Annotated in this window: 14 protein-coding genes; all 14 read right to left on the reverse strand. The window is 35.6% G+C overall.

Annotation, left to right across the window (positions count from 1 at the left end; all coding sequences use genetic code 11):
• Nucleotide 1: 1 nt before the first annotated feature.
• The 14 genes from tagD to rnpA all read right to left on the reverse strand — a co-directional run bounded on the left by tagD (nt 2) and on the right by rnpA (nt 12238).
• A complete protein-coding gene (tagD, locus tag EDX97_RS07055; RefSeq protein WP_128520452.1) occupies nt 2-394 on the reverse strand; it encodes a glycerol-3-phosphate cytidylyltransferase in 393 nt (130 codons plus the stop codon).
• 11 nt (nt 395-405) lie between these two features.
• Complete coding sequence (locus EDX97_RS07060; RefSeq protein WP_128520453.1) at nt 406-1218, reverse strand: ABC transporter ATP-binding protein; 813 nt, start codon at nt 1216-1218, stop codon at nt 406-408.
• 6 nt (nt 1219-1224) lie between these two features.
• The gene (locus EDX97_RS07065; protein WP_128520454.1) at nt 1225-2055 is read right to left on the reverse strand and encodes an ABC transporter permease; all 831 of its coding nucleotides are present in this window, start codon (nt 2053-2055) and stop codon (nt 1225-1227) included.
• A gap of 69 nt (nt 2056-2124) precedes the next feature.
• Nucleotides 2125-2433: a DNA-directed RNA polymerase subunit delta gene (gene rpoE / locus EDX97_RS07070; protein ID WP_128520455.1), complete on the reverse strand. Its 309-nt coding sequence runs from the start codon at nt 2431-2433 to the stop codon at nt 2125-2127.
• Between the two features lie 14 nt (nt 2434-2447).
• Nucleotides 2448-4085, reverse strand: a complete 1638-nt coding sequence (gene argS / locus EDX97_RS07075) for an arginine--tRNA ligase (RefSeq protein ID WP_128520456.1) — start codon at nt 4083-4085, stop codon at nt 2448-2450.
• A complete protein-coding gene (locus EDX97_RS07080; protein WP_128520457.1) occupies nt 4075-4449 on the reverse strand; it encodes a DUF1934 family protein in 375 nt (124 codons plus the stop codon). The genes argS and EDX97_RS07080 overlap by 11 nt, the downstream gene beginning before the upstream one ends.
• A 12-nt stretch (nt 4450-4461) precedes the next feature.
• Nucleotides 4462-5649: an HD domain-containing protein gene (locus EDX97_RS07085; RefSeq protein WP_128520458.1), complete on the reverse strand. Its 1188-nt coding sequence runs from the start codon at nt 5647-5649 to the stop codon at nt 4462-4464.
• Nucleotides 5630-6025, reverse strand: coding sequence for a (deoxy)nucleoside triphosphate pyrophosphohydrolase (locus tag EDX97_RS07090; RefSeq protein ID WP_128520459.1), 396 nt, complete (start codon nt 6023-6025; stop codon nt 5630-5632). Before EDX97_RS07090 ends, EDX97_RS07085 begins: the two co-directional genes overlap by 20 nt.
• Nucleotides 6018-6275, reverse strand: a complete 258-nt coding sequence (locus EDX97_RS07095; RefSeq protein ID WP_128520460.1) for an RNA-binding S4 domain-containing protein — start codon at nt 6273-6275, stop codon at nt 6018-6020. The genes EDX97_RS07090 and EDX97_RS07095 overlap by 8 nt, the downstream gene beginning before the upstream one ends.
• Nucleotides 6265-9651, reverse strand: a complete 3387-nt coding sequence (mfd, locus tag EDX97_RS07100) for a transcription-repair coupling factor (RefSeq protein ID WP_128520461.1) — start codon at nt 9649-9651, stop codon at nt 6265-6267. Before mfd ends, EDX97_RS07095 begins: the two co-directional genes overlap by 11 nt.
• Nucleotides 9652-10212 (reverse strand): aminoacyl-tRNA hydrolase, encoded by a 561-nt coding sequence (gene pth / locus EDX97_RS07105; protein ID WP_128520462.1) that lies wholly within the window; start codon nt 10210-10212, stop codon nt 9652-9654.
• Between the two features lie 40 nt (nt 10213-10252).
• The gene (locus EDX97_RS07110; protein WP_128520463.1) at nt 10253-10879 is read right to left on the reverse strand and encodes a Jag family protein; all 627 of its coding nucleotides are present in this window, start codon (nt 10877-10879) and stop codon (nt 10253-10255) included.
• 11 nt (nt 10880-10890) lie between these two features.
• A complete protein-coding gene (locus EDX97_RS07115) occupies nt 10891-11892 on the reverse strand; it encodes a YidC/Oxa1 family membrane protein insertase (RefSeq protein WP_128520464.1) in 1002 nt (333 codons plus the stop codon).
• A gap of 4 nt (nt 11893-11896) precedes the next feature.
• Entirely contained in the window at nt 11897-12238 is a 342-nt protein-coding gene (gene rnpA, locus EDX97_RS07120) for a ribonuclease P protein component (protein WP_128520465.1), read from the reverse strand.
• Nucleotides 12239-12249 lie beyond the last annotated feature (11 nt).

The raw sequence follows: 12249 nt of genomic DNA on the forward strand, positions 1-12249 counted from the left end.
ACTACTTATTTCTCATGTCCTCTTTTAATGAACTAGAACTGATTCCTTCCGTTCTTGGTAGATATACCACTTCACAATAATCTTTCAAGAAATCAAATTTTCCTTTCCAATCGTCTCCCATGACGAAAACATCCACATCATATTTTTGTACATCTTTAATCTTTTGATCCCAACTATCTTCGGGAATGACTTTATCGACGTATTTGATGGCTTCTACGATTGCCATACGATCTTTATCGGGAATTTGACATTTTTTATGTTTTTCTACCCAGTTAAAACGATCGGTACTTACCGCAACAATCAGATAATCTCCTAAATCTTTTGCACGACGCAAAAGATTTAAATGACCAATGTGAAATAAATCAAATGTTCCATATGTAATTACTGTTTTCATGTTCGTCACCTTTACTTTCTATGAAATAGCGAAAATCTCTTTGGTGGTGCTTCCACCAATCGCTTTTCAAATTTTTCATCCATAAATTTCTTCTTTTGTTTCTTGGTCATGGCATTCATGAAATCGACATATTCAGAATAATCATCACATACTTTATCAATATCATCAATTTCAATCAATTTGCCACCTTCAATCCACATACCCGTTTTACAAAATTCACGTACCTGACTCAAAGAATGGGAAATAAAGAAGATGGTTTTTCCTTCTTCATCGCGCAATTTCATCATGCGATCCATACATTTTTTGGCGAAACCTTTATCACCAACACTTAAGGCTTCATCCACAATGAAAATATCTGGATTTAATGCCAAGGAAATAGAGAATCCCAAACGAGATTTCATACCGGATGAATATTTTTTTACAGGTTGGTAGAGAAAGTCTCCCAATTCCGCAAAATCAATGACATCATTGGTTATTTCTTGAATGCGTTTTTTTCGCAATCCCATCAATGCCCCTTTTACATTGATATTTTCTAGACCTGTCAATTGGGGATTCAATCCGGTATTGATGGCAATCAATGCTTGTTCACCATTAATTTTCATCGTGCCACTATTGATTTCAGAAATACCCGATAATAATAATGACAATGTCGATTTACCAGAACCATTGGTTCCTAAAATACCAACGACATCTCCTTGTTTAATGCGAAAAGAAACGTCTTTCAGGGCATAAAATTCTTTTTTATCTGTTTTATACTGATTATTTTTATTCCGAAGCGTATAAATCTTTGAGATATTTTCAACCTCAACTGCGTATTCCATCATATCCTCCTAGATCATATCAATGAACTTTTTCTTGAATTTGTACATCAAGATGCATCCAAAAGCAAATATCAAAATCACTAAACACCAAAAATATAACGTAATGGCTGGGTGATTCAAAACACTTCGATTATAGAATATCGCATCTCGATAGCCTTGAATCACATAGTAGACCGGATTGGCCTTTACTAATTTATTCAATAAAGAATGAAAAGGGACATGACTTTTAAAATGACAATCCCATAGAATTGGTGAAAAATACATCAACATACGCATGATGGAAGTAATAAACTTTTTCACATCACGCCATAACATGGTGAGTACGGATAAAACAAGTGAAATAGCTTCACCAAGCATAAAAGCACAAAACATATAATAAATGATCCATAGCCAATTCCATGTGGGTGTATATCCACTTAGTAATAGCGTTACAAATGTGATAATCAACATCACAAAGTGATTAAACAATTCTTTTAAGCAAACGGTTGCAGGTAAAACAGAAACCGGAAATTTCATTTTGGTGATGACATTGGTCTTTGCAAAGACCGCCGAGCAACCTTCGGTAATGCATGGTCGGATATACCACCATACGGCAAAACCAACAACCAACCATGGTAGATAAGAAACTGTGATACCACGATATGTTTGTGCACTACGTCCCCAAGCAACACCAAAAACAAGCCAATAGGTGAAAACTTGAATGGCTGGCGAAGCGAAATTCCAAAATATACCAAATTTAGAATCACGCATATCCGCTAACAACTCATATTTAGCGATGCTATAAATACGATATAAATTCGTAAAGTTTTCTTTCACCACATATGAAATGCTTTTAAACATAAATACGCTCCTTTAATGATAATAGTTTATCATAAAATAAAAGAATCTACACTCTGGCAGATTCTTTCGTTATTCGTCGTCTTCTGACTGAGTTTCTTGATTTTCATCCTCTTCGTCGTCATCAACTGCGATGGAATCTGTATCAGTCACACTTTCTGAGAATGTATGACGTGTTTTCAAATCCCAACTATTTCCTTCCAAGTTGACGAAATGACTATCTAATGATAAGTCGGAATAAAATTGAGCAATATTGTCTTCCGCTTGCGATGGTGTGAAATTCATTTCTTGGGAAACATTGTTCCACAAATCCAGAAAAGGCATACGATGATTGTTTTTGATCAACGTATCTCTGGCAACATCAATCATAGATTTACTCATAATACTTCTCCTTGTTACATGGATTCAACGGCTGTAACACCAATGCAATCTAATGCATTTGCTAAAACCGTTTGGGTCGCTTTAACCAAAGCCAAACGCTGGCTCGATAAATCCAGATTATCATGATCGATGACTTTACAAGCATTATAGAAACTATGGAAATGACTTGCTAAATCATGGATGTAATGACACATCTTATGGACTTGTCTTGTTTTGGCACTTTCAACGATCACATGATTGAATTCTTGTAAAGTTTTCATTAATTCAATTTCTTTTTCATCGGTTAATAATTCAAAGTGCTCGGCTAACTCTATATCTTTAGCTTGTTTTTGGATAGAACACATCCGCGCATGTGCATATTGTGCATAGTATACTGGATTTTCATTTGATTTCTTCGTGGCTAGATCCACATCAAAATCCAAATGAGAATCTAAAGCACGGGCGACAAAGAAATAACGAGCTGCATCTACACCGACACTTTGTACAAGATCATGAATGGTTGTCGCATTGCCCAAACGCTTTGACATCTTCATCTCTTCACCATTGGATACCAACCGTACCATTTGAATAATATCAACATGTAAATGATTGGAATCATGTCCTAAAGCTTCCATGGAAGCCTTTAAACGAGGGATGTAGCCATGATGATCAGCACCAAAGAAATCCACGATTTCATCGTAACCACGCTCAAATTTTTGGTTATGACAAGCGATATCCGGAACGAGATAAGTCAATGACCCGTCTTTTTTACGTAAAACACGATCTTTATCATCGCCAAAAGCCGTGGTCTTGAACCATAACGCTCCTTCTGCCTCATAGGTATACCCTTTATCTCTTATAATGTCAACTGCTTTTTCAACCACACCAGAATCTCTTAATTTTTGTTCCGATGTCCATACATCAAAATGCACCCGATATTCATCTAAATCACGCTTGATTTTATCCAATTCAAACGCAATTCCTTTTTGTCTGAAAAAGTCTAAATTTTCTTTTGTTGGCTCTAAATACGTATTTGGATATTCTTTAGCCAAACGATACCCTTCTTCTTTTACATCTTCACCCATGTAACCATCTTGGCCAATTTCTGTCTCAATACCATGGGCTTGACGATATCGTGCATTTAACGACAAAGCCAAATTATGAATTTGATTACCAGCATCATTTACATAATATTCACGTGTTACATCATACCCTGCTTTTTTCATGATACGGGCACAACTATCTCCCCAAGCAGCACCGCGTGCATGACCCAAATGCAAAGAACCCGTTGGATTGGCACTCACATATTCCAAATCCACTTTGATGCCATTGGCTAGTTGTTGACCATAGTTTTCTTTTTGTTCTAAAATGTCGGCAATGACTTGTGAAAAACGATCCTTGGATAAAGTAAAGTTTAAAAATCCTGGACCTGCAATCTCAATATGCGATACATTGGCTTTGGAAAGATCACAAGCATCGACAATTTTATTCGCAATTTCTCGAGGATTGGTATGAAGCTGACGAGTCAGTTGCATGGCCACATTACTCGCATAATCACCATGATCTTTGGTCTTTGGTGTTTCAATAATAATTTTTTCTAATGGTAATTCAATCGCAAATGCTGATTGAACGGCCGCTTGAAGCATTTGTTTCAATTCTGTTTCAATGGACATCGGTCGTTTCCTCCTTCATAGTTAATGTAAAATGAAAAGTTTGTCTTTGTTCATTTTGTATCAAATCATATTTTACTTCAATGCGATCTTCGGTTTTTTTATAAAATACAGTTTCTAAATCAAGGTCCATCGTGCCATATTCGGATGAAATATGCCCCTTTGTTTTTCGATTGGGTCGACAAGTTAAAACCACTTCGATTTCCGAAGTCGAACGAATGATCAATCCCTTTTCATAGATTTTCCAACTATAGGTATGATCATCATTTCCAAATCGAATTTCTTTGCCATTTTTCATCGGAACAACCCATGCTGCTCCTTCATAATGCACGATACCTTCTGAATGTTCTACTAATTGTACTTTCATATTCAATGCATACTACAATTTAACATAATAAATGCGTTTTTCCAATGTATTTTCCATACGAAGTAATGCCTTTACAATTTCTGAACAAGCCGATAAAGGCTTTAATTCATAGTGTCGGGTCCAGATCCAGATGATCGAATCCGATTCCGTATACGGTAAATAGGCACTACTTTTTTTCTTTTCTTCCACAAACCAGAGTGATGGATCATAGCCAGCGGCTTCAATTTTTTTCTTAATAGCTTGTATTTCCTCTTCACTTGGATCTTCTTGCCATTCCAATAAATGACGATCTAGAATGGCTTTGGCATATTCTCGTAATATTTTATCTTCACAATGACTAGATTCTTGAAATCCATACATCATGCGACATTCATCCATTTCAATGAATTCTTCATTAGTCATTTCATGACGCAAACATTCAAACACTGGAATATGAATATCCGATTGACAATAATAAGAAAAAAATAATTGAATTAAAATTTCATAACTTTTTGCATCCGGATGTAAATACACTTGCCAATACATATGATAACGAGCCATGATATAGTCTTCGACACTATGCATGCCACTCTCTTTCATACATAAGACGCCATTTTTTACGCGCATTGTTCGTAAAATACGCTCTAAATCAAAGGTTCCATAACTTGTTCCCGTCTCATATGCATCTCGTAATAAATAATCCATTCGATCTGCATCCAATTGACTAGATATCATTTGATTCATTAATGCCTTTGTATGTCTATGCATCAATATATCCACAACATATTGGGGTAATAAATGATCACATCGATACAAAGCCTGATGCACTTCGGTATGCGGATCTAGGATCAATTGACAAGTACGTTGTTCATGCGTTTGGGTTTGCAGTGATTCAAAGAAATGAGAATACGGACCATGGCCTAAATCATGAAGCAATCCTGCACACATGACTTGAATTTTTTCATATTCCGATAAAGATTGATTGATATCTTCGACTTCATTGACCATCCGACGAACAATTTCATATACACCCAAGCTATGACCAAAACGAGAATGTTCTGCCGTATGATACACTTGAAAAACACCACCCAATTGATGAATACGATGCAAACGTTGAAATTCGCGACTATTTAAACAATCCCATATCACCTGATATTGGATATGAATATAGCCATGAATGGGATCTCGTAATACTTTAGTTTCACTTGTTTTGGGATACATACGGCCACACCTTCTTCAATGACTTCACTAAACCAATATCACTCTTAAAAAAATGATGATCATAAATATGATCGGGCGTTGTCCAGATAAAATCATCATGCACGATCATTTTAGGAACTTGATTGGAAAAACAAAGAAAACAAGTCAGATGAAATGGATACTCTTGTTGATCTTCACTTTCACTCAAATATTGAATCGTATGAATATCAATATCCAATTCCTCTTTCATTTCCCGAATCAAAGCTTTTTCCTTCGTCTCATTTTTTTCTACTTTTCCACCAGGAAATTCATACATGCCTTTGGATGATCCATAATTTCGACGAGCAATTAATACTTTTCCTTGTTGGATCAAGGCCCCACATACAACTTCAATCACGATTTTCTTCCTTTATGATTTCAAACAATAAAGCCGCATTCTTTTTCGAAACTTGTTTCTGAATATCCGTAACTTTTATTTCTAAGATACGATATCCAAATTCAATGCGAATCACATCACCAATCTGAATTTCTGTGGATGGTTTTGCGACACGACCATTCACTTGAATACGTCCTTGCAGGGCTAATTCTTTGGCGGCTTCACGACGCTTTAAGATTCTTGCGGTTTTTAAATATTTATCAAGCCTCATATATTTCTCCATTTGTTTGTAGTTCTTTTATGATTTTCATAAGCAATTCATATGGATTCCTTCCTTTTGGAATTTGAATCTCTATTTTGCCATTTTTATAGTGCAATTGTACCTTTCGATTTAAGGTTGTCATAGTTTCAAATAATTTTACACCATTACAATGATTTGACCAATCTTTTGTCATGGTTAGAAGCATGAATCGATCTTTTTCTACCAATGTATCAACACCGGGTTCATTCACAAAGAGATCAATTTTTCTTCGCTCAAATAATTTTTGTACTGATTTCGGAATACGACCATATAAGTCATTGACTTTTCTCTCACAGGCTTCCAAATCATCGAATGTTTTTACCTTCTTAATTTCTTGATATAAGGATAATTTATCTCCATCATTATCCGTAAACTGTTTTGGGATATATCCATTCATTTGTATATTCGCAATTTTTTCTGGTTCTTTTTCAACAATTTCGCCTTTTTGTTCTTTAATCGCATTCGACAACATATCTAGATACAAATCTAGACCAACTTGATCGATAAAACCAGCTTGTTGAGGACCTAATAGATCACCGGCACCACGAATGGTCAAATCGCGCATTGCAATCTTATAACCCGATCCCAATTGCGTAAATTCTTTGATGGATTTTAATCGTTTGGTTGCTTCTTCCGTTAATTTCTTATGTGGTTGTACCATCAAGTAACAATACGCAATTTGATCTCGACGTCCTACGCGACCACGAATCTGATAGAGTTGCGATAAACCAAAATGATCCGCATTTTCAATGATCATCGTATTCGCATTGGCGATATCCAATCCTGTTTCAATGATGGTTGTACAAACCAAAATATCATATTTTCGTTGTTCAAACTCCAACATCGTTTGTTCAATTTCTTCTCGACTCATACGGCCATGTGCCACCGCAATTTGATGATCTGGAAATAAAAGACGCAAATTCTCGGCTACACCATAAATATTCGAAATATTGTTGTAAAGGTAGAAAACCTGACCATTTCGCGCCAATTCTCTTTGAATGATTTCTTTAATGACGCTTCCTCTTTTTTCAATCACATACGTTTGAATGGGGTGTCTTTGAGCGGGTGGTGTATTCAATTGCGATATCGTCCGTACACCAATCAATGACATTTGTAAGGTACGAGGAATTGGTGTTGCACTTAACGATAAAACATCAATACTTTGTTTCATCTCTTTGATTTTTTCTTTATGGACCACACCAAATCGTTGTTCCTCATCAATGATCAATAAGCCAAGGTCTTTGTATTTAAAGCTTTTATTCAATAAACGATGCGTGCCAATAATAATATCAATGGTTCCTGCTTCTAGATCTTTTTTAAATTTTTTCACTTCTTTATCCGATACAAAACGATTAACCAAGGCAACATTCGCACCTGTATAGGCAAATCGTTCCGATACGGTTTGGTAATGTTGCATGGAAAGAATGGTCGTTGGACATAAGAAGGCTACTTGTTTTCCATTACAGATAGCTTTAAAAGCACATCGCATGGCCACTTCGGTTTTTCCAAATCCGACATCACCACATAATAGATGATCCATGGGTTTGGATTTTTCCATTTCAGCTTTGATTTCTTCAGTAGCTTGTATCTGATCTGGAGTAGGTTCATACGGAAAATGATCTTCAAATTCTTTTTGTAGGGCATCATCTTCAGAAAATGCATAACCAATGTTTTCATTACGAACGGCATACAAGGCAACCAATTGTTTGGCAATGGCTTGAACTCGTTCATTGACTTTTTGTTTTGTTTTACTCCATTTGTCACTACCGAGTTTACTTAAATGGATACCAACACCTTCTTTGGACACGTATTTTCGTACCAATTGGAATTGGGATAAAGGAACATATAAATCATCATTTCCAGCATAAATAACATGTAAATAATCGAGATTTTGGCCACGAACATTTTTAGTTTCAATACCTAAATATTGACCAATCCCATATTGTTCATGCACCACATAATCTCCTTTTTGGAGTTCCATGACAGAATCAATGATTTGTCCATCTTTAAATGTTTTTTTATAGCGACGACGCTGTATGGGTTGAATAAATAATTCTTTTTCTGTATATACCGCAAAATCTTGATACTGAAAGCCTTCATAGAATATGGGATCTATAAATTCATAGGAAAAAGAAGAATTTACTAATGCAGATCGAATTTTGATAACATTGTCTTTTTCGACCGCAAAATATATATGAGGAATGGATATATTTTCAATAATTGCAGGAAGTGGTTGCGTTGCTTTTTCAATTGGAAAGATATTCGATACCATTGGTTCTTTATAATCTAAAAATTCATGAAAATGAACATAGTGTTGATCTTTCCAAGTATGAAACATTTGGTATTGGGGCAAACAACGATTTTCTTGTACCATTTCTTGTATAAATGCAATCGTATCCGTTTGAATATCCTTGATAGCTTTTTCTACTTCTTCGATAGAAGAAATAATGACAGTACCAGAAACATAGTCAAGAAGTGAAGCCGTCGAAGTATAACTATAGTACCAATACAAATATGCATCCGTATCATAGGATTCCAATGCATAAAGATCTTCTTCAATATGATTTTCTAATTCTTCAAAATCTTCATCGCTCAATCGTTTCTTTTCCAAGTCTAATTTTTGTTTGACTTTATCTTTCACTTCAACAATTTGATCTTCACTAAATAAGATATGACTTGCTGGTGTGATTTTCACTTGATCAATCGTTTGAATGGTTCGTTGATTGATTTCATCAAATAAACGAATGGAATCCACAATGGTATCAAAAAATTCAATACGTACCGGATGTTCATATGGCAATGGAAAAATATCAATGATGCCACCACGAGATGCAAACGTACATGGACGATCTACATAATTGACTCGGCTATATCCTGCTTTGACCAATGTTTCTTTTAAGCTATCCATATCCAATTCCATATCTGGTTTTATAATTTGACAACTGGATTGAAAACGTTGGACATCTGGTAAAAAGCGAAGAAAAGCAGCCACATTACAGATGATCAATCGTGGTTTTGAATCTAATACTAAGGATGTCAACGAAGATACAAAAGCTTGGGTATCTTCGGGTGAGGAAGCGATAGCAGAAACCCGTAAACTTTCTTCCATCACAAAAAGCAGCACATCTTTTGTGAGTGGCTCAATCCGAGAAAAGAGTTGCTGCGCTTCAAAACGATTCTTTTTTACGATAATGCGTGTTTTATGATCTTGTAGAAAAGCAGATACTTCCACCAAAGCTTCTTCCATGGGATATAAATTACCGACATGGTCACCTTTCTTTAAGATTTCTTGAACAACGACATTTTGAGATAATTGTTCTTGTATAGTTGTATTCAAAAATATCACCTATTTCTGATTGTATTGATTCATGGTCTGACTAAACGTATGATCAATGGCATAATAAGCGGCATGAGCAGCTGCATCAATCGCTTTGTGCAAATCCTCTTTTTCTTCGGATTTGAAATTTGTCAAGACCCATTGAATGATAGGAATTTGTGGATCACGAGATGTACCTACACGAATACGATCAAACGTACTTGTACCCATTGCTTGAATAATGGATTTGATGCCATTATGACCACCAGCACTTCCTTTTTGACGCAATCGAATCTTCCCGACTGGTAAATCAATATCATCATAAATGATCAATACATCTTCACTGCTTTCTTTATAAAAATCTAAAACTTGTCGCAAAGCAAATCCACTATTATTCATATACGTTGTAGGTTTCATTAAGATGACATCTTCTCCATGAATTTTTCCTTTTGCGAAATAAGCCGAAAACTTTTCTTGATCAAAAGAAAGATCACACAATGCAGCTAATGCGTCCATCACCATAAAGCCTGCATTATGTCTTGTATTTTCATATTTTTTTCCGGGATTTCCCAATCCAATAATAATTTTCATAACGACTCCTAAAGAAAAATAACGAGTAAATACTCGTTATTTATTCAGTTTCTTTTCCTGGTGTATATAAAATATTGATATGACGCTTGTCGCCTTCTCCTTCGGAATGCGTTGAAATATCTTGCATATTAGCTAAAGCATTATGCACAGCTTTTCTTTCATCGGCACTCATAGGATCTAAGGAAGCATCTATCTTCGTACGACGAACATCTTTGGCAACACGAATAGCCATACGACATAATTTGGCATATCGTTCTTGTTTATAGCCATTGACATCGATCAATAAGCCAACTTTTTTCTTAAATTCAGCACTTGCAGCCATTTTAACCAAACGATTAAATGCTTGTAGAGAGCGACCGGCTTTACCAATCAATATCGCATTATTGGAAGTATTCACATTGATATGATAGAAGCCATCATCGTTTGAAATAGCTACTTCACCATCTAATTGTGCATTATCGAAATACGTTTGAATATAATCATGAATAAATTGTTCCACATCTTTTTCTACATATACTTCGATTTCGACTTGTTTACCCAATCCTAAAAAACCAGATTTTTCTTCCGTCACGGTATAGTGAAGTTCATCGACCATTACATTTTTAGCTTGTGCTGCTTGGTCAAGGGCTTCTTCCAATGTTTTTCCCGTAAATTTTTCAAATGCCATTGTTTTTCCCCCTACTTTGCTTCTGCTCGATGCATTACACGATGCATTACATATTGTTGGACGATACGAATAATGGAACAAATCATCCAGTAGTAGGACATGGCTAATGGCCAACTCAAATACATGAAGGCAAAGATGATGACCATCATGTACATATACATATTCATATTCATTGGATCATTTTGTTTTTCAGATTCACGATAACTATGTTTTTTAACATTGTCTTTCTTATCTTGCCATTTCTTCAACCATTGTGGAAGCATCGTCGATACCAATTGAGATACAACCATCAATGCATATACAATAATTCCACCAATCATCAAATGTTGAATGGCATACATTGGTGTCGTTGATAATCGCATACCAAACGCATATCCTACCAATACTTCATAGGCACGCATCGTCGCATAATACATACCCATCATGATTGGTAATTGCAAGAACATGACCAACATCGATCCAAATGGATGAATATCATATTTCGCATACAAGGCTTGCGTTTCTTGATACATCTTCATTTGTGATTCTTGATCCGTTTTACCTTTGTATTTATTTTGAATCTTCGTAAGTTCTGGTTGAATTTCCTGCATTCGCTGGCTAGACATTTGTGACTTACCAGTTAATGCGAATACGATCATCTGCACTAACAATGTCGTAATGATAATTCCAATACCAGCATCGGTTGCCGCTGAAATTTTATTGATCAACATAGCCATTGGCCAAACAATCAAACCATCAAACCATCCGGTTGAAAATGCTTGTGAGAACGTTGTTGGTTTTATCGTAATCGTATCATTTGGATCTAACTTTTGATATTGCGTCTTTAATTTAGGATCCGATACACTATCAATACTTACATCCTTGCGCTTTACTTGAATCGTTTCACTGGAAATGATCTGATCAACTTTAACTTTTCCATCTTTACCACGTGGTGTTGAACAAGCCGTACATGTTAATAAGACGAAAAAACAAATGAATAAAATTTTCGATTTTCTACGTAAGAAATCACTCATATTTCTACCTCTTATCCTTCCTCTTCTCCAATCGCTCTTTATCTTGCTTTAACTGCTTCCAATTTTCTTGGTAACTCTTTTGATGATAACGAGGACGTACTATGATGATTGTATCAAATGTTTCATTAAAATCATAGATATCATCAACCATACTACGTACTTGGCGTTTCACTTTATTGCGTACTACCGCATTACCTAGTTTTTTACCAACCGAAATACCCACACGAGCATGGGATTCCTTTCTTGGCATGTAGTAGCATACAAATGAGGAAGATAGCACAAACGATCGGTGCTGGATAATTGATGTGAATTCATAACTTTTACAAACTCGATAAGCTTTTTTCACTTGTATCTCCT

The organism is Absicoccus porci, assembly GCF_003725415.1.
In the GTDB taxonomy this organism is placed as follows: Bacteria; Bacillota_I; Bacilli_A; order Erysipelotrichales; family Erysipelotrichaceae; genus Absicoccus; species Absicoccus porci.

What these genes read in the sequence shown, in the direction of transcription:
- tagD (WP_128520452.1), bottom strand. Translation starts at nt 394, where the DNA reads ATGAAAACAGTAATTACATATGGAACATTTGATTTATTTCACATTGGT.
- EDX97_RS07060 (WP_128520453.1), bottom strand. Translation starts at nt 1,218, where the DNA reads ATGATGGAATACGCAGTTGAGGTTGAAAATATCTCAAAGATTTATACG.
- EDX97_RS07065 (WP_128520454.1), bottom strand. Translation starts at nt 2,055, where the DNA reads ATGTTTAAAAGCATTTCATATGTGGTGAAAGAAAACTTTACGAATTTA.
- rpoE (WP_128520455.1), bottom strand. Translation starts at nt 2,433, where the DNA reads ATGAGTAAATCTATGATTGATGTTGCCAGAGATACGTTGATCAAAAAC.
- argS (WP_128520456.1), bottom strand. Translation starts at nt 4,085, where the DNA reads ATGTCCATTGAAACAGAATTGAAACAAATGCTTCAAGCGGCCGTTCAA.
- EDX97_RS07080 (WP_128520457.1), bottom strand. Translation starts at nt 4,449, where the DNA reads ATGAAAGTACAATTAGTAGAACATTCAGAAGGTATCGTGCATTATGAA.
- EDX97_RS07085 (WP_128520458.1), bottom strand. Translation starts at nt 5,649, where the DNA reads ATGTATCCCAAAACAAGTGAAACTAAAGTATTACGAGATCCCATTCAT.
- EDX97_RS07095 (WP_128520460.1), bottom strand. Translation starts at nt 6,275, where the DNA reads ATGAGGCTTGATAAATATTTAAAAACCGCAAGAATCTTAAAGCGTCGT.
- pth (WP_128520462.1), bottom strand. Translation starts at nt 10,212, where the DNA reads ATGAAAATTATTATTGGATTGGGAAATCCCGGAAAAAAATATGAAAAT.
- EDX97_RS07110 (WP_128520463.1), bottom strand. Translation starts at nt 10,879, where the DNA reads ATGGCATTTGAAAAATTTACGGGAAAAACATTGGAAGAAGCCCTTGAC.
- EDX97_RS07115 (WP_128520464.1), bottom strand. Translation starts at nt 11,892, where the DNA reads ATGAGTGATTTCTTACGTAGAAAATCGAAAATTTTATTCATTTGTTTT.